The organism is Vibrio sp. A2-1 (assembly GCF_021728355.1).
Classification (GTDB): Bacteria; Pseudomonadota; Gammaproteobacteria; order Enterobacterales; family Vibrionaceae; genus Vibrio; species Vibrio splendidus_K.
The window spans coordinates 1,475,509-1,493,520 of sequence record NZ_JAKKCO010000001.1 but is presented as its reverse complement, the minus strand read 5'-3'; the positions used below and the strand labels follow the sequence as shown (position 1 = coordinate 1,493,520).

Here is an 18,012-nt window from a genome sequence, read left to right as displayed (position 1 = left end):
CCGATCAAATTTAGTCTAACTGTTCCCCGTTAGTCACCTTTTCAATTCTAAGTTCGTTGATCAGATTTAGTGATAGAGCTCAATATCCGACGCGTCAATAACATATCCAGTTTCAATATATTGATTGCCATCAGAAAGTGCAATCGACGTATCAACCGCCCCTGTTTTAATGTTCCCTGTCACCCATACTGGTGTGTATAAACTTTGTAATTCATGGCCTTCAGGAAATTCAACTAAAATCGTTTGGTTTACAGGTGGGGGAGGAGTGTGAATGCAAGCCCCTGCGGTTGGCACTAAAATGAACTGCTTTCCTATTAAACCTTCCATTTCGAGCGGTACTAAAAACCCGGCCAGTTTCATATCGTTAATACTAAGCTCAGGAACTATATCGTTCGCTTGTTGTGTTCTTTGTACAAGCAGCTCACGTACGTTTAAGCCAAACTTTTCAGCCAATACCACGCGTTGATTGTATCCATCGTTTTCCATTGAACTTAACTGACGCGTTTTTTGAACGGCTTCGTAGGCGTAAATCTCAGAAAGTAGCGCCTTATTCCCAGGAGAAAGAACCTGATACTGATTTTGCACAGGTCTTAATGACTCCCAAGATATCGTTTCAGCAGCTTGTGTGAACAAACTAAAACAACAAGCCATAACCATTAATAATGTATTTTTCATGTCAATGTTTTCTAATTAGAACAAGGGCTAATGAAAAAATGGCTAAGAAAGTCTTAGCCATCGTCTCGTTTTATATCAGTCAATAATATTTGAATTACAGACTTTCGAGGTTATCCATTAGTTGGTAGAAGAACCCAATAGAGCGACCGTATTCTTCAACTAAGATACGCTCGTTCACACCGTGGAAGCCTTCGAATTCTTTTACGCTTTCTAATTGTATCGCCGTCATCGTATATACATCAGGGGCAAAATCTCGTGCTTGAAAGTGCTTAGAATCTGAACCACCAATAACAAAGAACGGTGAGACAATCAGGTCATTTCCCCAAGTTTGGCGAATCGTTTTCTCCAACATGGCGTAACCAGGCCCGCTAGGATCCGCAACATTAGTTGCAGGCGTTGATGCTGAGATATCACGAATGGTCATTCTTTCGTCCCCGATCGCTTTCTTCACATGCTCAATAATCACCTCAGGAGTATCACCTGGCATTGGTCTAAAGTTTACAACTGCAGTTGCTGCTGGCGGTAATACGTTGTCTTTAATACCAGCATTAAACATAGTAACTGCCGTTGTGGTATGAAGCATGGCGCGAGTAACCTCATTTTTAGACATTACATCAATAAATTTTTTCTCTAAGTCCGTCACCGTGTCGTTCTCGCCATAGGCTACGGCTTTGTAAAGTGGTTGCTGCGCTTCTGGAAGTTCCGGCCCCATGTATCGGTATTGGTATCTCACCGCATCATGAATTTTGTAAGGGAATTGCGCTGCTTCAACTTTCTCAACGGCTTTTGCTAACGCGACAATATTCGATTCTTCACCCGGTTGTGATGAGTGACCACCAACACCATTGATGGCAATCTCTAGACTAACGAATCCTTTTTGAGCAATACCGATTAGTGCCGTGTTTTCACGGATGCCAGGGAATATACCAGGGACAAGAGGAGCAGATTCATCCATAACAAACGCAATTTTCTCATAGCGTTGTTCAATGATGTCAGCGGCGTGCTTAGCACCTTCTGGCCCACCAACTTCTTCGTCGTGGCCGAATACAAACAAAATGGTACGTTCAGGTTGGAAACCTTCTTTTAGCTTCATTTCAGTGGCTTCTAACAGTGCTTGAAGTTGGTTTTTGTCATCTAATGAACCACGGCCCCAGATATAACCGTCTTTAATTGCACCTGAAAACGGATCTTCTTTCCACTCATCACGAGACTCTTTTGCAATTGGTACCACATCTTGGTGCGCCATAAAAATAGCGGGAGCGAGTGATGGATCTTTACCTTCCCAAGTGTAAATCAAGCTGAAAGGGCGCGGGTCACCGACTTCTTCTCGCTTGAGTGTTTTGTGCACTAATGGGTACGATTCTTCAAGAAATTGGTGGTAGTCACGAAAAGCCTGTTCATCAAAATCACTGCGATCTTGGTTAGAGATAGTTTGAAACTGAACCGCTTGCGATAAGCGTTGCGCAGCACCTTCTATATCAACTTGAATATCCACTTTTTCGACGCCTTGCATTTGCATCGAACTAAAGTCTTGCTCATCAGCCCATACTGAAACACTAGCGGTCAATGCCAAAGCAGAAGCGATACTGGTAAAGAGTTTTGATGGTTTTGTCATGATTTGACGCCTTAATTAGGTAGAAAGTAAATCTGTGTTTTTGGTTTATGCGGCAATTATTAATGAAGAATACTGACCAAACCAATCTCTAGCGAAGGACTCAACCCATCAGAAGACGTTGGTAACAATTTGTAGTGGATGAGTAAAATCGTTGTAGTGGATGAGTAAATCGAGCATGACTTTCTAGGGGAGGGAGGTTTTTACAGTCGCGGAAATGATCCGAGATCACCCTGTGGCATTAAATTCGTAACAAAATTTTGTTCAATGGTGAGTTTCAGAACAAACGCTTCTCTGTATTTCTAAGTTATCTTAGGCAAAAAAATAGCCGCTAATCTGCGGCTATTTTTTAAAGTTCTAAGCGAAGCTTTTACTGCTTCTTCGCTGCGACTATTTCTTCGTTTCTTCTACTTCTTCGTCTCTTCAACTACGGCTTTCCACCTGCCATGAACCTGCAGCGCCGTTTTTAAGGCAATCAACCAGCGTTGGGGTGTCCAAACCTGATTTTTCAGCAAGTACTAAACCTCCAGAAAGGCCATCCAATACACCTGCGATGCAGTTCTGATTAACCATTTTCGCGCGTTGGACTTGACCGACTTTACCCTTCAGAACCGACGATTTAAATTAGCCTACTTTTTTAATCATCGTCGCTGGATTGTAACCTTTCTCGCCTTTGCTAACTGGCTCACTCGGGTTGTAATGGCGTATAAGAACGTTAAATTTACCGGTCTTATTACCTTCCATCGTTGGGATATTGTTTGGTTGACCTTCACACCCAAAACGGAGAGTGTAGGTTCCATCGCTGTTCATTACGGGGACCATTTCACTCGAAATATTGGCTTTATCGTTAAACATTCGTCCATCAGCGTTATATACGGTCGCGGACCAGAATGAGCCTGCCTTCGGATCTTTGAAAGTCGTCTCATAACATGCATTCGCATCGAAGTACTGGCTGGTTTGATAGATATTGTCTTCGACCATCGCGCCACCCCAACCGCCAGCTGCACCAACATAATTCATATAATCAGTTTGGCCGCTTTCTTTGTTACCAAACGCCTTTGATTGGTCATATCCGTCACTGAAATCGATGTTGCCAGCTTTATCTGTGGCACTGAACGACGCCATGTCCCACTCTTTTACTTCAAACGGTTTCTCACTGCCTGTTTCAATCTTCAGGTTACGGCGTGCATCATCTTCAAGAGCACGGACAATGACAAATGCATGATCGGTTTTTGCACTGATTTTATGACGACCTGAACCGTAGATCATTGGCTGCGTCTCGTGGTTTTCGTCCACGACTTGCAGTGACACATATTGGTCAGTTTCTGGAACCGTCACGTAGACATCATCGTTCGACATATCGATGACAGAAACGGAATAAAAAGTGTCTCGATTCATTCGTACAACGAACTGCTCTTCTGGAACGCTGCTCGGCACTGGCATCTCAAAGAATGTATTAATACCACCGGCTTTTTCTACGACTGCACCGAGACGCATGTTGGTGTATGCCTGAGCAAAATTATCTTCCGTGACGATAGTTGGCGTTGCAAAAACGCTGGTTGAGAATAAAGCGACAGCAGTAAGAGGGAATAGCTTTTTCATAATAGCGACCTTTATATTTCAAAGTGAATGTCATTTGGAAGAGTATTATTTGCTCTGCCGATAGTGATTACTTTATACTTCCCAAAAGGAAAGTGTGGAAAATAGGACTTGCCCAAATGGAAAGTATAGACCTGAATTTGCTGCGTACTTTTGTATTGCTGTGTCAGTCGAACAGCCTGAAAAGGGCGGGGATAAAGCTAGGGATCTCTGAGAGCGCAGTCAGCAAGCAAATGACCAAGCTCAGAGATCAATTAGGGCACCCACTTTTCGAACGCACCACTGAAGGACTAAGGCCAACACATTATAGCAAATCTATTTTGCCCAATATTGAACACGCCTTGTCCTTGATGCACTCTGCGACTTCACCTGTGACATTCGATTCTGCCACCTATGATGGGCCAATCACTCTTGCTTTTTTCGCCTACACACTGGAGTTTTCAGGTGTTGATCTATTTAGGGAACTCTCGAAAACGTTTCCCAAAGCGCAAATAGAACTGAAGACTTGGGCATCAGATACAGAGCAAAAGTTAGAAGAGGGTGACATCACTCTAGGTGTGCACTTTTTAAATGAAGACCGCAGTACGAATATCTTCCAGAAACGCATCATGGCCGATCAACTGGTGATTGCTGTTTCAAAGTCATTGGGGCAATTAACATGGGAAGAGGCGTTGCAATTGCCTTTTATCAAGATCCGAAGCCAAGGCTGGAATGAAGATCGTTACCGATATTTAGAAATGTTGAAAAGTAGTGGTATTGAGCCTCACATCAGTATCACGGTGGACAATTTTTCAGTTGCGAGGCAAATTCTAGAGCAGGGTGAACACGCCTGCGTATTAAGCGATAGTTGGAAGGATGCTTCGCTTAATACCATAGAGCCACCCAAAGAGTTTAGAATCGATCTAAACCTTGTGTCCTGCATGCGTCTTGTCGATCGCCAAAGCCCCCTAAATCTTGCCGTTCATGACGTAATAAAAAGGGTCATGCTTCAATCTAGATAGGCTTTAATCTAGATAGTTAGTGCCCCGAAACGAGTTAAAAAGGCTCGTTATCGTTTCACACAAACAAAAATAGCCGCTAATCAGCGGCTATTTTAATTATCTAAGCAAAGCTTTTACGGCTTCTTCGCTGCGACTGTTTCTTCTACTTCTTCGTTTCTTCAACCACGGCTTTCATCAATACTGATGTATCCATGCGGCCTTGTCCTTCGGCAGACAGTGCCTTGTATGCGTTGTTGGTTTTTTCAGTCAATGGAAGTTGGATACCTTGACGCTCTGCTTCATCTAAGCAGAATCCTAAGTCTTTGATCATCCAATCAATTGCGAAACCGAAATCGAATTTATCTTGCGCCATTGTGGTGGCGCGGTTTTCCATCTGCCATGAGCCAGCTGCGCCGTTTTTAAGGCAATCAACCAGAGTTGGGATGTCCAAACCTGATTTCTCAGCAAGTACCAAGCCTTCAGAAAGGCCATTCAATACACCTGCAATGCAGATCTGATTGACCATTTTCGCGCGTTGGCCTTGACCTACTTTACCCATCAGAACCGACGACTTACCGTAAGCTTTGAACACAGGTTGAAGGTCATCAAACAAATCTTGTTCGCCACCACACATGATGGTTAGCACGCCGTTTTCTGCGCCCGCTTGGCCACCAGACACTGGTGCATCCATAAAGCGAACATTTGCTTCCTTCGATGCAACTTCAAGCTCTTCAGATAGAACTGCAGACGTTGTGGTGTGATCGACAAGAATCGCGTTAGGCTTCATTGCTGCCAGTGCGCCCGTTTCGCTGGTCGTCATGCTGCGTACGTCGTCATCGTTGCCAACACAGACAAGTACAACATCCGCATCTGCTACACATTCAGCTACGCTTTCTGCGGCTTTACCTTGGTGTTTATCAGCCCAGTCTAGCGCTTTACTGTGAGTGCGGTTAAATACCGTTACTTCAAAACCGGCTTTGACTAGGTGGCCTGCCATTGGAAAACCCATAACGCCTAGCCCGATAAAACTTACTTTCATTCCTTTCTCCTTTTATTTGACCAAGTCATTACTATGGAAAGATCGAACACTCTCAATCAATGCATCGATAAGCAGGGTCAAAGCCTTTGGCTGATATTTTCTTTCTTTGTACACTAAATACGCTTGGCGATCACCCCGATGATACTCAGGGAGCACTTGAATCAGATTCATCTCTGGAGATACATGGCGAAAAGGCAGTGAAGCAAGCCCCAACCCCTTCAGCGCTGCGGCGGCCACAGCATTGATGTCATTAACAATAAACTTCGGTTTAATCGTCACCATCTGCTCTAAGCGGTCGGATTTGTAGAGCGGCATATCAAAAACATCATCGACATTAATCCAGTCGTGGTGCTCTAGATCACCTGGATTTTTAATCGCACTGTGGGAATCCAAATAATCTGGGCTCGCAAAGAAACCGTGCTTGGCTTTAAACAGTGGTCGAGCAATCATGCCTTCCATGTCGGAAATCTTAAACGTAATCAACAAATCACGATCAGTTTGAGGAACCACTTGCTGCTGACTCAGAGTTAAATCAAGCTGCACATTGGGATACTCAACAAGATATTGCTCAATGGTCGAACGTAGAAAGCCACTGTAGAAGTTATGAGGCACTGCGAGCTTTATCTTACCTTGAATCGCATCGCGCTCCTCAAGCAAGCTACTGAAGCCTTGATGCAGCGATTCCATACCGCTGCTCAACGCAGCAAAGGCCGCCTCGCCATCTTTAGTGGCCACCAACTCACGACCTTTCTTTTCTAAAAGTCGGATACTCAGGCGATCTTCCAATGCGGTTAATCGACGCGACATGGTCGACACAGGTAATTGCAGGCGTTTCGATGCCGAAAGCAAAGAACCCTCTTCAACCACTGCACAGAATAAAAACAGATCATCAATGTTTCCAAATATGGAATTCATACTTCTATATGTGCCTATTTTTCTCATTAATGGATAGATTTAACCTTATCTCATCAACAACAGAAAATCACGGGAGAAACATACAATGAACAATAAACAATTTTGGGTAACTTCTATTTTATCTTCCCTGACCATGGCAATGATTATGTCTGGGGTTATCTCAGGCTACAAAATAGGGTTCAGCCACGAATGGCCGCCTATTTGGCTACAAAGCTTCTTTATTGCTTGGCCTTGCGCATTAACACTCAACCTAACCGTACTGCCATTGATTCGAAAATTAGCAGCATGGATATGTAAGCCAAGAACCAAAGCGATACCTAACCCATTACCTGAAACTTCAACTTCACCTGAAACGACTAACTAAGTCGATCACGAGGCTAGGCGGATCATGTCGCTATCATGGAACGATGATCAAGGGGAATTCGATCAGCGGTTCCGAACAGATACTGCGAACGGGTACAGTGAGTAAAAATAGTAAGCAATCACAGAAGCTGACCAAAGAAAACAGCCAACACTCAGAGGCACACTTTTAAATTCTTCTATCTCTGAATCAACGGCATAAAAAAACCGAGCACTAGGCTCGGTTTTTTGTATTCTACATTCTACTCACAAGAGCAAAGCTATCAATTATAGATTGATATTATAGCTCAGCGTTGTGGTAAACCTGCTGAACGTCATCACAGTCATCAAGCATGTCTAAGAACTTCTGGAACTTCTCAGAATCTTCTTCAGCGACTGGCGTAGTCGTTTGAGGAACGAAAGTGATTTCCTCAACGTCCAGAGTTAGCTCTGGGAACGCAGTGTGTAGTGCAGTCTTCGTTTTGAAGAACTCAGTCGTTGGAGCGAATACAGTGATAACACCGTCTTCTAGCTCAACGTCAGTCACGTCTACGTCTTCCATCATTAGCGTTTCTAGGATGATCTCGTCATCTTCGCCAGCAAACTGGAATACAGCTTGGTGAGCGAACATGTGAGAAACAGTACCTTCAACACCGATTTTCGCGCCAGTCTTAACGAAACATTGGCGAACGTCTTGGAAAGTACGGTTGCCGTTGTCAGTTAGACAGTCAACGATTACGCTTGTGCCACCAGGGCCGAAACCTTCGTAACGAGCTGGTTGGAAGTCTTCACCGCCGCCGCCGTTCGCTTTATCGATCGCTTTGTCGATAACGTGAGCGGGTACTTGGTCTTTCTTAGCTTTAGCAATCAGGTGCTTAAGAGGTAAGTTCATATCTGGGTCAGAGCTACCGTTCTTAGCCAGTACGTAAATCTCTTTACCGTATTTAGAATAAACTTTAATTTTTGCGCCTGCAGTTTTCGCCATTGAGGCCTTGCGCACTTCAAAACTTCTTCCCATCGGGATCTTCTCTCTGATTCAATTAACGGAGCAAATTCTAGCAAATTACTGTGTCATTTCAATTCTACAGCTTTGCTGGGTAAGGTTTATGTGCGTTTATGCGACACCCATTACCCGTTTGTATTTTTCTACAGACTGATCAAACCAAGCCTTTTCTTCTGGATCACCTAGCTTCATTGCTTCTTCAATAATGGCTTCAGGGCCACATTTCGCATGCTTCAATTTCCATACAAGAAACGATGCCTGCTTATCCAGTTCGATTTTATTTTTCTCACTGGGTGGAAGGAGTGAAAGGTTGATAGACATTATTAGCCTTCGTCTGTAATACACTTGGCCGAGAAATATATCATAGAGCAGCCTCATAAAACCAATACTATGAGCAATAGAGGGGGTTGTGGGGCAAGAAACCAGCAAGTCGCTGATGCAGGTCAAGCTACTTTGGGAGAAGTTACGCTCTATGATACAAAAGTATTGCTTATTCAACTCATACCATGAGCCGTTTAAGCAGTTATTCGACTCACCTTATGAGCCGAATAATAAGATAATCACATCACAGATGTCGGAAAAAAGCCTCATCTAGACCAAAAAGGCTATTCACTCACGGCGAACACATCGCAGCGTGAGGCGCAGATGAAATCATTCTTGTGTAGGCCTTTGATTGAGTGGCTCCACCACGTTACGGTCACTTTGCCCCACTCCAATAAGATCGAAGGGTGATGGAATTCTTCTTCTGCTAACTCTGACACTTTATTGCTGAATGCCCATGCTTGTTTGTAGTTCTTAAACTTGAACACCTTCTCAAGCTGTGGGATGCCATCTCTTTCCATGATCTGCCAGTCGGACAACTCCAACAGTAAAGGCTGTTGCTCGTCTTTACTTAAGGCAATCGCGTCGATACTGCAGGCTTCGCATTTTTGTTCATTCAACATGTGTTGGTTCCTTAGGTTCAAAAAGTGGTGGTAGTAATCCCTCGTCTATCGCGAGATCAGCTTGCTGCAATAGGTTTTCCTGGCTGATTTTGAAGAGGTCAGACAACTCATCAATCACATAATATTTCGGTTGTATGATGTCGATGCGATAAGGGGTTCTCAAAACCGTTTGCAGATCAAACCGCTCACGAACGGCCAAATCTCCTCCCAACGCATACATGGTTTCCGCCGGAGACGAAAGAATGCCGCCGCCATAGATTTTCAGCCTATCGCCTTCTTTTACTAAACCGAACTCGACCGTAAACCAATACAAACGGGCCAGATACGCGCGTTGTTTAGGTGTGGCGGCTTGGCCTAGTTTTCCGTAATGCTCAGTGAATGTCGCAAAATCGGCATTGGTGAGCATGGCACAGTGGCCAAAAATTTCATGGAAGAAATCAGGTTCTTGTAAGTAATCGAACTCATCTCGCGTTCTTAGAAATGTCGCCACTGGGAATTTCTTATTGGCGAGCAAATCAAAGAATCGATCGAAATCGATCAATGCAGGCACAGGCTGAACCTGCCAACCCGTTGTTTCCATTAGCACTTTGTTTATCTCTGGAAGCTGGGGAACTCTGTCTAATGGCAGATCCAGCAGGGTCAAACCGTGCAAATAGGCACCGCATGCACGGTCATTAATGACGTCCAATTGCCTTTTCACTAAATCGTGCCAAATGGCGTCTTCTTCGAGGCTCCACTCAACCCATCCCTCTTGGCTCACGGGCTTAGAATGATATTGAGTCATTACACACCTCCTTTCGAATGTCTCACTTTAAGCCTATCTCCACTCGTTATATCCGCCAATTTGCGCGACTTTTCGAAATAGGCGGTCGTGTAACATTTTATTTACACAATTCCGACATCCCCTTATTTTGCTGATCTTTTGACTTTGTAAAACCTAAATACCAGACTGGAATCGTTAACTTTTTGTTAAAGGTAAAGGAATGCACGAAAGCGATAAGTCAATTTGGCAGCCTAGCGACCAGCGCATCGCACACGCCAACGTAACCCGATTTATGGATAACCTCGTTCAGCAGGGCGTACTCGAGCGGGAATTGAAAAACTACACGGATCTCCATCAATGGTCTGTGGAACATCCCGAGTCGTTTTGGCAGAACGTATGGCAGTTTTGTGGAATGGTGGGGTCGCAAGGAGATGACACCAAAACTCAAGGTGAGAGCCGCTGGCAGCAGCCAAAATCAAATCGCGATGCGGTGTGGTTCCCGAACGCTCAAATTAACTACGCCGAAAACTTGCTGCATTGTGCTCAGGCGTTGCCGAACGAACTTGCAATTTGGTTTGAGAATGAGCGTGGTGAGCAACAGAGTTATACATGGCAAACCCTATCTGAAGAAGTCTCTCTTATTCAACAATGGCTTGTTGATAGCGGAGTTCAACAAGGCGATGTAGTTGCTGCATATACGCCCTACCTGCCACAAACCGTAATAGCGATGCTAGCGACCACCAGCTTAGGCGCGATTTGGACATCGACTTCGCCTGATTTTGGCGTCGAGAGTGTGATTGAGCGCTTTGGCCAAGTGAAACCTAAGGTGCTATTCACCTGTGATGGCTACACCTTCAATGGCAAGGCGTTCGATATGACGGACAAAAACCGTGAAATCATCGAACACTTAAATGAATTAAAACAGGTGTGTGAGATCGGTTATTTGAAACCGAGTAATGACTTAGAGAAGAGCGATTTAGAGAAGAACGACTTTGAACATGATGTGTCGCCTCAAAGCTGGCACAGCATCATCAATCACTATCAGCCACAACCTCTTCGATTTACTCGTGTCGGCTTCAATGAACCACTGTTTGTACTCTATTCCTCCGGTACCACCGGAAAGCCTAAATGCATAGTGCATTCTGTCGGCGGCACCATCATCAATCACCTAAAAGAACATCAGCTTCATTGCGATATTAAACCAAGAGATCGCGTGTTCTATTACACCACCTGTGGTTGGATGATGTGGAACTGGCACGTCTCTGCGCTCGCGAGCGGTGCTTGTTTGGTGATCTTTGATGGTAGCCCAGTTTACCCACAACCTAACGTTCTGTGGGATTTAGCGCAGCGTGCGAATGTATCGCTGTTTGGCACCTCAGCCAAGTATATAGAGGCGATTGAGAAAGCCGAACTCTCGCCAATCGACAGTCACTCACTTCCTCACTTAAGAACACTGTGCTCAACCGGTTCGGTGCTCTACCCAGAGCAATTCGATTACGTTTACAAACACATCAAACAAGACCTGCATTTAGCCTCAATTTCTGGCGGTACGGATATTTGTGGCTGCTTTGTTTTGGGTAACCCGATCTCGCCTGTGTATCGCGGTGAGTGCCAACAGGCAGGGCTCGGGGTCGACATCAAGGTGTTCAACTCTTCTGGCCACAAAGTCAATCACGAACGTGGCGAATTAGTGTGTGCAAATTCCCTCCCCAACTTTCCTGTTGGCTTATGGAATGACACCGGAGAGCGCTACCACAGCACTTACTGGGACAAGTTCGATAATGTGTGGCATCACGGTGATGAAGTCGCACAGAGCGTGCATGGTGGCTACCTGTTCTACGGGCGAGGCGACACCACACTCAACCCCGGTGGTGTGCGAATTGGTACTGCCGAGATCTACCAGCAAGTGAACACCATTGAGGGCATTGTTGACTCGATAGCAGTCGGTAAAGACATCGACCGCAATGAACAGATATGGCTGTTCGTTCAGTTGCAGCAAGGTGTGAGTCTAGATGAAACATTACTAACGGCCATCAAGAGGAAGCTCAAATCATCATGCTCACCAAGACATGTGCCGAGCCAAATTTTTGCCATCAGCGACGTACCAAAAACACGTTCGGGCAAACTGGTGGAATTAGCGGTGAAACAGGTAGTGAACGGTAAAATAGTAGAAAACCTCGGAGCTATTGCTAACGCCGAGGTTTTAGAAGAGATAAAGCACGTTGTTTCGCTTTAGCGACTAGGCCTAGAACGTAGCAAGCTATCTCCAATTTTCACTTGGCTGTCAGATAATATCTAGAGTAAAGGCAGCCGATTGAAAACCGATGACTGAGTGAAGCAAGCAACGGGAGAAGCATTAAACACTGAACACTTTAAGCTGCCCTTGATTGGCCAATAAAAACCGAATCGAAGCCACTCTTTGAGCTCGTAAACCCTCGCCTCAGTTTGACCCCGTACCTTTTCTAAAGTTCTTAATGAGATCTGAACGTCATATTTAAAACAAAAATGTTAAATTATTCATTTTTTGGGCTGAGATAATATTCACTAAAGACGAATCATTTATACAAAAAAAGAGTCCACCACTAGATTGTATCCCAGCTTATGGATATTTAATCGAATTATAATAATTTCCGCTCCCACAGCTCTATTTCTAGTGAAATGATAATTTGATAGCTATCACATTTAGAACAGTTATTTTCCCATACTATCTCGGCATGTTAATTACTTAAGAGTAATTAAAAAACCTAGTCATTGTTATTAATAAGCTTGAGTTTAATTATAAACAAGCGGTTAATCCCTACGTAAAATAAATAAAATCATTATTAAATGATCGGAGACATTATCATGCGGATAGTATTAGCTTTAGGCGGTAACGCTCTTTTAGCAAGAGGCCAAGCATTAACGGCTGAGAACCAACGTGAAAATATAATCAAATCAGCGGCGAGTATTGCTGCAATCGCACGCGAGCATGAGATTGTTATCGTTCATGGTAATGGCCCACAAGTAGGTTTGTTGATGGAACAAAACGCGGCTTATAGCGAATATTCGCCAGAGACTACCCCATATCCAATGGATGTGCTCGGCTCTCAAACCTGTGGCATGGTGGGCTACATGTTACAACAAGAGCTAAGAAACATTGACCCTGAATTAGACGTAGCCACGCTAGTCACGCAAACTGAAGTATGCAAAAAAGACCCTGCGTTTGCTAACCCGACTAAATTTGTTGGCCCTGTATATACAGAGCAACGAGCTAAAGAATTAATGGCTCAAAGCACAATGCAATTTAAAGCTGATGGCGAGTACTACCGACGCGTTGTGCCTTCTCCTATGCCAAAAAGCATTGTTGAAATTCAGCAAATTGAAACACTTCTAGATACAGAAAACCTTGTTATCGCTTGTGGCGGCGGCGGTGTTCCCGTGAGTATTGAGCAAGGTAAGAGTAGTGGTGTAGAGTGCGTAATTGACAAAGATCTTACGGCTGAACTACTGGCTGAAAAAATCCATGCCGACTTATTTATTATCTTAACCGATGGGTCGATTTTCCGTAACTATGGTAAAGAAGACCAAGCAGAAATGAAGCAAGCAACGCCTGCTGGTTTAGCAGAATTTTCATTCCCTGCTGGTTCTATGGGGCCAAAAATTGATGCCGTTTGTAAATTCGTTGAAGCTGGCTTAGGTAATGCAGCGATTGGTTCATTATTTGATTTAGATAAAATAATCACCAATGAAGCTGGCACTCTGATAACGAAAGGCGAAGGTATTGTTTATTACTAATATTATCGAGTGATAAATACTACTAATATAAAATCTATTACAAGCCTCTTATTTGATTATAACGAGGCTTATTTTATTAGGACCGTTAAATGCTAGATGAGATAAATATTCATAAAATTAGAAATTAAACCTGAAAATAATGAATACATAATATCTTTAAATATACCAAATCGTAATTATAACGTGATTTAATCCAAATAACGTTTCCAGTTCATTAAAAAACAATTCAATACGTTCACATCGGTGCATTCGCATCCGCTTGGTTCTCTGGCATCGCCCCAATAAAGGCGGGTAACTGGTTACACTCCTCAACAATCGAGTTAATCAGCGGATAAGGCGACATATCAACATCAAACCGCAGCGCGTTATAGGCTTGCGGCACTAAGCAAATATCAACAATACAAGGGGAGTCAGTGAGGCTATACACTGAATCGCCATGTGCTTTTCTGTGCTTCGCCAGCTTCTCTTCTAACGCTGAAAACCCTTGGCTCATCCAATAGTGAATCCAATCCATTTTCACCTCTTGTTCGCAAGATAATTCTCTCTCCAAATATTGCAACACGCGCAGGTTATTCAGAGGGTGGATTTCCATCGCAATGTCCTGAGCCATCGCCAGTGCTTGATAGCGCAGTGGTGTTTGCTCTGGAATCAACAAGGTGTCGGGGCTGCTCTCACACAAATAGTGTTCATCGAGATATTGAAGAATAGCAAGCGACTGATTGAGCTGAACGTCACCATCCACCAGCACTGGCACTAATTGGCTGGCATTGAGATCGCGATATTGTGGATCATGCTGCTCGCCGCCATTACGCACCAAATGCACCGATTTCGACTCATAGTTGAGTTGCTTTAGGTTCAATCCAATACGCACTCGATAGGCTGCGGACGAGCGCCAGTAACCGTAAAGTATAATGTTCTTGTTCACGATGCTCTCGCTCATACTGAAACCCTATTACGTGGATTATAGTGCTCGATACTGGCTCACTTTTTGGTCTATCGCACCAAAAATAGAGTTACCCGCCGCATCAAACATCTCAAGCTTGATCGAGTCACCAAACGACATGAATTGAGTCGACGGCTTGCCATCTCGAATCGTCTCTATCATGCGCACTTCAGCAATGCAGGAATAGCCTACGCCGCCCTCGACAATTGAGGTGCCGTGGTCAGTCCCTTGCTTATTGGAAACCGTGCCTGAGCCAATGATTGCACCGGCCGATAGTGGACGAGTTTTCGCAGCATGGACTACTAATTCAGCAAAATTGAAAGTCATATCGACGCCCGCATTCGGACAACCAAAAGGCTGGTCGTTGTAGGTCGATATCAACGGTAGATGTACCTTGCTGCCTTTCCATTGCTCGCCAAGCTCATCAGGTGTAACGGCAACCGGAGAGAACGCTGAAGAAGGCTTAGACTGGAAGAAACCAAAACCCTTAGCGAGTTCAGCCGGAATCAAACCACGCAACGACACATCATTCACCAACATCAGTAATCGAATCGACTCGTGCGCCTGTTTAGCGCTAGCGCCCATGGGCACATCACTGGTGACAATCGCAACCTCACCTTCGAAATCGATGCCCCACTCGTCGCTGGCAAATTCGATATTGTCACGAGGGCCGATAAACGCGTCTGAGCCACCTTGATACATGAGTGGATCGACCCAGAAGCTTTCTGGCATTTCAGCACCACGAGCCTTACGCACCAGTTCAACGTGGTTTACATAAGCACTGCCATCAGCCCATTGATATGCGCGTGGTAGAGGTGATTCACAATACTGAGGTGCAAACACTTCACTGCCAGTCACATGCCCGTTGTTTAACGAGGTGTATAACTCTTCTAACTGAGAAGCCACGCTGTCCCAGTTATCCAATGCTACCTGCATGGTTGGCGCCAGATGCATCGCATGGAAGATTTCGGTGGCAGGTACACATTGTTTAAGATCTTTACTTACGACCATCAACAGGCCATCGCGAGTGCCATTTTTCTTGGTTGCTAATTTCATCCTTGTTGCCCCTTACTTCTCTTGCCAACTGTAGACATATTCTTTGTTCTCAACGCTATCGAGTTCATCAGAGAACTGCAGCGCATGGCGAGTATCGATCATCACCGCCACTTCATCGGTAAACTTCTTCTTATGCGCCTGACCTGCCTTAAAGGCTTTAGGGTGAGGCCCATGAGTGAAGCCCGCAGGGTGGAAAGTCACCATGCCCGCTTCAATGTTGTCGCGACTGAAAAAGTCACCAGCGTGATAGAACAGCACTTCGTCGTAGTCATCATTGTTGTGGTAGAACGGTACTTTCAATGCACCAGGGTCGCTCTCAATCGGGCGTGGCACAAAGGTGCACACCACAAATCCAGCGCCAACAAACGTCGTATGCGCAGAAGGTGGCAAGTGGTAGCGATGTGACATCAACGGTCTGATATCACGCCAATTCACTTTCACCACCGCTAAGTCGCCATGCCAGCCAATTGCGTCCAATGGGTTGAACGGATAGGTGATGACACTGACTTTGTCGTGGCGTTTCACCTGAACCTGAGTCTGGTTTTCTGAATACTGAGCGCGGAATTGATCATTGATTGAAGGTATGTCGAGCACAGCCGGATCAAACACCGCGTGATTACCGACCATGCCTTTCTCTGGCAGGGAGTAAGCCGCATCTGTGTTCTCAATCATCAAGATGAACATCGGCTCACTGGGTTCCAAGCGCCAGTTGGTCGAACGCGGGATCATCACGTAATCCCCTTCACTCACCGCTAGATGACCATAGTCACAATAGAGATCAGCGCTGCCTTGGTGAATGAATAGAAGCTCATCACCGTCGGAATTACGCACCAAGAAATCCATCTTCTCATCCATTCGCCACACGCGGATTTTGCAGTCCGCATTGTGCAAAAGATGAGGCACAGCCCAAGGGGTTATCTGGCTGGCTTTTTCCACCAACGTAAAATCGAAAGCGCGAGGGCGTAAATCGCCCTCCCACTCAGACCAACCTGTTGGGGCATGCTGGTGATGAAAGTGAGCCGCAGGGCCGAAGAATCCACTTCGGCCCGCCTCTCGCTCATAAATTGCCTCTTCGGGGAAGTCAGCGTGCGCTTGTTTAGAGCACACACCCTCCCGATGAGGAAACGAGATCCATTTATGCATCGTCTAATACTCCTCGACGAATCTGGTCCTCTTCAATCGATTCAAACAGCGCTTTGAAGTTACCTTCGCCAAAGCCTTCATTACCTTTACGCTGAATGATTTCAAAGAACACAGGCCCGATTACCGTCTGTGTGAAAATTTGCAGCAAGATGCCGTCTTTGGTCGGTGCGCCATCAATCAGAACACGCAGGTCACGCAACAGATCGGTGTCTTCCCCGTGGCCTTTCACACGATCGTCAACTTTCTCATAGTAGGTATCTGGGGTTGGCATAAAGTCCATGCCGCGATCACGCAGGGTTTTCACTGTTTTGTAGATGTCATCGGTGGCGAGTGCGATGTGTTGAATACCTTCGCCGTTGTATTCACGAATGAACTCTTCGATTTGTGATTTGTCGTCGGAAGACTCATTGATAGGGATGCGGATTTTGCCACACGGTGAGGTCATGGCTCTGCTCACAAGGCCTGTCAGCTTGCCTTCGATGTCGAAGTAGCGAATCTCGCGGAAGTTGCCAAGACGCTCATAGAACCCAGACCACACATCCATATTGCCTTGCTTCACGTTATGCGTGAGGTGGTCGATTTCGAACAAACCAACATTGGCTTCGGCCATACGCTCTTCCGCATCGTCATAGAATCGGAAATCGACGTCATAGATGCTCTGCTTGCCATAACGATCCACAAAATAGAGCAGGCTCTCACCGATGCCGTAAATAGCCGGAATGCTCAGCTCCATCGGCCCTATTTCTGTTTTGTACTCTTCACCACCGCCCTTGAAAGCTTGTTCCATTGCAGCCGTTGCTTCGTTGACACGAAAAGCCATGCCACATACCGATGGACCATGTACCTTGGCGAACGCTTCTGCTTGGCTGTGTGGCTGTTCATTGACGATAAAGTTGATGTCACCTTGTCGATACAGCCAAGCCTCTTTTGAGCGGTGCTTGGCGACCTCAGCAAAACCAAGTGACACAAACAACGCTTTAAGTTGCTCAATTCCCTTGTGGTCAACGGCCGTGTATTCAACAAACTCGAATCCATCCGTGCCAAGCGGGTTGTATGTATCCACCATGAACTTTCTCCTTGTACCTATTGGTTTGTATTACGTGTTTTTTTATTACGTACTTTCTATTACGTGAATAGATGTTGTGTGTTTTTTGTCCTTAATTAAATTTGGCCCACAAGCCGACAGATTGGAATGGATGGAGGAAAATGGGCAATAACGCTAAAACC

At 45.1% G+C, this 18,012-nt stretch carries 17 protein-coding genes and 1 pseudogene; 4 read left to right on the top strand and 14 right to left on the bottom strand.

Annotation, left to right across the window (positions count from 1 at the left end):
• Positions 1 to 66: 66 nt before the first annotated feature.
• The 4 genes and pseudogenes from L3V33_RS06255 to L3V33_RS06240 form a co-directional block, all read right to left on the bottom strand.
• Positions 67 to 675 carry a DUF3299 domain-containing protein gene (locus L3V33_RS06255; protein ID WP_237289988.1) on the bottom strand — a complete coding sequence of 203 codons (609 nt, stop codon included), beginning with the start codon at positions 673 to 675 and terminating at the stop codon, positions 67 to 69.
• 94 nt (positions 676 to 769) lie between these two features.
• Positions 770 to 2,290 carry a M20 family peptidase gene (locus L3V33_RS06250; RefSeq protein ID WP_017075587.1) on the bottom strand — a complete coding sequence of 507 codons (1,521 nt, stop codon included), beginning with the start codon at positions 2,288 to 2,290 and terminating at the stop codon, positions 770 to 772.
• 423 nt (positions 2,291 to 2,713) lie between these two features.
• A pseudogene (locus tag L3V33_RS06245) lies at positions 2,714 to 2,908 on the bottom strand (NAD-binding protein); the annotation flags it as partial.
• 3 nt (positions 2,909 to 2,911) lie between these two features.
• Entirely contained in the window at positions 2,912 to 3,889 is a 978-nt protein-coding gene (locus L3V33_RS06240) for a DUF1254 domain-containing protein (protein WP_237289987.1), read from the bottom strand.
• Between the two features lie 116 nt (positions 3,890 to 4,005).
• On the opposite strand from L3V33_RS06240, the gene L3V33_RS06235 reads away from it, so the two are divergent.
• On the top strand, positions 4,006 to 4,887 hold the full coding sequence (locus L3V33_RS06235; RefSeq protein ID WP_237289986.1) for a LysR family transcriptional regulator: 882 nt from the start codon (positions 4,006 to 4,008) through the stop codon (positions 4,885 to 4,887).
• Positions 4,888 to 5,029: 142 nt separating this feature from the next.
• On the opposite strand, the gene L3V33_RS06230 is transcribed toward L3V33_RS06235, so the two are convergent.
• Together L3V33_RS06230 and L3V33_RS06225 are read right to left on the bottom strand one after the other, a co-directional pair.
• Positions 5,030 to 5,905 (bottom strand): NAD(P)-dependent oxidoreductase, encoded by an 876-nt coding sequence (locus tag L3V33_RS06230; protein ID WP_065206509.1) that lies wholly within the window; start codon positions 5,903 to 5,905, stop codon positions 5,030 to 5,032.
• A gap of 12 nt (positions 5,906 to 5,917) precedes the next feature.
• Positions 5,918 to 6,820: a LysR family transcriptional regulator gene (locus L3V33_RS06225; RefSeq protein ID WP_237289985.1), complete on the bottom strand. Its 903-nt coding sequence runs from the start codon at positions 6,818 to 6,820 to the stop codon at positions 5,918 to 5,920.
• Positions 6,821 to 6,905: 85 nt separating this feature from the next.
• Between L3V33_RS06225 and L3V33_RS06220 the strand changes: the two genes are divergently transcribed.
• The gene (locus L3V33_RS06220; protein WP_171315109.1) at positions 6,906 to 7,184 is read left to right on the top strand and encodes a DUF2798 domain-containing protein; all 279 of its coding nucleotides are present in this window, start codon (positions 6,906 to 6,908) and stop codon (positions 7,182 to 7,184) included.
• A gap of 276 nt (positions 7,185 to 7,460) precedes the next feature.
• On the opposite strand, the gene L3V33_RS06215 is transcribed toward L3V33_RS06220, so the two are convergent.
• The 4 genes from L3V33_RS06215 to phhA form a co-directional block, all read right to left on the bottom strand.
• The gene (locus L3V33_RS06215; RefSeq protein WP_004732617.1) at positions 7,461 to 8,177 is read right to left on the bottom strand and encodes a YebC/PmpR family DNA-binding transcriptional regulator; all 717 of its coding nucleotides are present in this window, start codon (positions 8,175 to 8,177) and stop codon (positions 7,461 to 7,463) included.
• 96 nt (positions 8,178 to 8,273) lie between these two features.
• Positions 8,274 to 8,483 carry a DUF3283 family protein gene (locus tag L3V33_RS06210; protein WP_237289984.1) on the bottom strand — a complete coding sequence of 70 codons (210 nt, stop codon included), beginning with the start codon at positions 8,481 to 8,483 and terminating at the stop codon, positions 8,274 to 8,276.
• A gap of 284 nt (positions 8,484 to 8,767) precedes the next feature.
• Entirely contained in the window at positions 8,768 to 9,106 is a 339-nt protein-coding gene (locus L3V33_RS06205; RefSeq protein ID WP_017075596.1) for a 4a-hydroxytetrahydrobiopterin dehydratase, read from the bottom strand.
• A complete protein-coding gene (gene phhA / locus L3V33_RS06200) occupies positions 9,096 to 9,890 on the bottom strand; it encodes a phenylalanine 4-monooxygenase (RefSeq protein WP_237289983.1) in 795 nt (264 codons plus the stop codon). Before phhA ends, L3V33_RS06205 begins: the two co-directional genes overlap by 11 nt.
• Positions 9,891 to 10,089: 199 nt before the next feature.
• On the opposite strand from phhA, the gene L3V33_RS06195 reads away from it, so the two are divergent.
• Both L3V33_RS06195 and L3V33_RS06190 read left to right on the top strand, forming a co-directional pair.
• Positions 10,090 to 12,105 carry an acetoacetate--CoA ligase gene (locus L3V33_RS06195; RefSeq protein ID WP_237289982.1) on the top strand — a complete coding sequence of 672 codons (2,016 nt, stop codon included), beginning with the start codon at positions 10,090 to 10,092 and terminating at the stop codon, positions 12,103 to 12,105.
• A gap of 608 nt (positions 12,106 to 12,713) precedes the next feature.
• Complete coding sequence (locus tag L3V33_RS06190) at positions 12,714 to 13,643, top strand: carbamate kinase (protein WP_004732606.1); 930 nt, start codon at positions 12,714 to 12,716, stop codon at positions 13,641 to 13,643.
• Positions 13,644 to 13,878: 235 nt separating this feature from the next.
• On the opposite strand, the gene maiA is transcribed toward L3V33_RS06190, so the two are convergent.
• Genes maiA through hppD form a run of 4 tightly spaced genes read right to left on the bottom strand, consistent with a single transcriptional unit; the run spans position 13,879 to position 17,851 of the window.
• Positions 13,879 to 14,583 carry a maleylacetoacetate isomerase gene (gene maiA / locus L3V33_RS06185; protein ID WP_237289981.1) on the bottom strand — a complete coding sequence of 235 codons (705 nt, stop codon included), beginning with the start codon at positions 14,581 to 14,583 and terminating at the stop codon, positions 13,879 to 13,881.
• 21 nt (positions 14,584 to 14,604) lie between these two features.
• Positions 14,605 to 15,642 carry a fumarylacetoacetate hydrolase family protein gene (locus L3V33_RS06180; RefSeq protein WP_237289980.1) on the bottom strand — a complete coding sequence of 346 codons (1,038 nt, stop codon included), beginning with the start codon at positions 15,640 to 15,642 and terminating at the stop codon, positions 14,605 to 14,607.
• Positions 15,643 to 15,654: 12 nt separating this feature from the next.
• Positions 15,655 to 16,785 carry a homogentisate 1,2-dioxygenase gene (locus tag L3V33_RS06175; protein ID WP_017075602.1) on the bottom strand — a complete coding sequence of 377 codons (1,131 nt, stop codon included), beginning with the start codon at positions 16,783 to 16,785 and terminating at the stop codon, positions 15,655 to 15,657.
• Positions 16,778 to 17,851 (bottom strand): 4-hydroxyphenylpyruvate dioxygenase, encoded by a 1,074-nt coding sequence (hppD, locus tag L3V33_RS06170; protein WP_114634421.1) that lies wholly within the window; start codon positions 17,849 to 17,851, stop codon positions 16,778 to 16,780. Before hppD ends, L3V33_RS06175 begins: the two co-directional genes overlap by 8 nt.
• Positions 17,852 to 18,012 lie beyond the last annotated feature (161 nt).

Coding starts and splice junctions, on each gene's coding strand:
- L3V33_RS06255 (WP_237289988.1), bottom strand. CDS start 675: ATGAAAAATACATTATTAATGGTTATGGCTTGTTGTTTTAGTTTGTTC.
- L3V33_RS06220 (WP_171315109.1), top strand. CDS start 6,906: ATGAACAATAAACAATTTTGGGTAACTTCTATTTTATCTTCCCTGACC.
- L3V33_RS06240 (WP_237289987.1), bottom strand. CDS start 3,889: ATGAAAAAGCTATTCCCTCTTACTGCTGTCGCTTTATTCTCAACCAGC.
- L3V33_RS06215 (WP_004732617.1), bottom strand. CDS start 8,177: ATGGGAAGAAGTTTTGAAGTGCGCAAGGCCTCAATGGCGAAAACTGCA.
- maiA (WP_237289981.1), bottom strand. CDS start 14,583: ATGAGCGAGAGCATCGTGAACAAGAACATTATACTTTACGGTTACTGG.
- L3V33_RS06190 (WP_004732606.1), top strand. CDS start 12,714: ATGCGGATAGTATTAGCTTTAGGCGGTAACGCTCTTTTAGCAAGAGGC.
- L3V33_RS06210 (WP_237289984.1), bottom strand. CDS start 8,483: ATGTCTATCAACCTTTCACTCCTTCCACCCAGTGAGAAAAATAAAATC.
- hppD (WP_114634421.1), bottom strand. CDS start 17,851: ATGGTGGATACATACAACCCGCTTGGCACGGATGGATTCGAGTTTGTT.
- phhA (WP_237289983.1), bottom strand. CDS start 9,890: ATGACTCAATATCATTCTAAGCCCGTGAGCCAAGAGGGATGGGTTGAG.
- L3V33_RS06175 (WP_017075602.1), bottom strand. CDS start 16,785: ATGCATAAATGGATCTCGTTTCCTCATCGGGAGGGTGTGTGCTCTAAA.
- L3V33_RS06180 (WP_237289980.1), bottom strand. CDS start 15,642: ATGAAATTAGCAACCAAGAAAAATGGCACTCGCGATGGCCTGTTGATG.
- L3V33_RS06235 (WP_237289986.1), top strand. CDS start 4,006: ATGGAAAGTATAGACCTGAATTTGCTGCGTACTTTTGTATTGCTGTGT.
- L3V33_RS06230 (WP_065206509.1), bottom strand. CDS start 5,905: ATGAAAGTAAGTTTTATCGGGCTAGGCGTTATGGGTTTTCCAATGGCA.
- L3V33_RS06195 (WP_237289982.1), top strand. CDS start 10,090: ATGCACGAAAGCGATAAGTCAATTTGGCAGCCTAGCGACCAGCGCATC.
- L3V33_RS06250 (WP_017075587.1), bottom strand. CDS start 2,290: ATGACAAAACCATCAAAACTCTTTACCAGTATCGCTTCTGCTTTGGCA.
- L3V33_RS06205 (WP_017075596.1), bottom strand. CDS start 9,106: ATGTTGAATGAACAAAAATGCGAAGCCTGCAGTATCGACGCGATTGCC.
- L3V33_RS06225 (WP_237289985.1), bottom strand. CDS start 6,820: ATGAATTCCATATTTGGAAACATTGATGATCTGTTTTTATTCTGTGCA.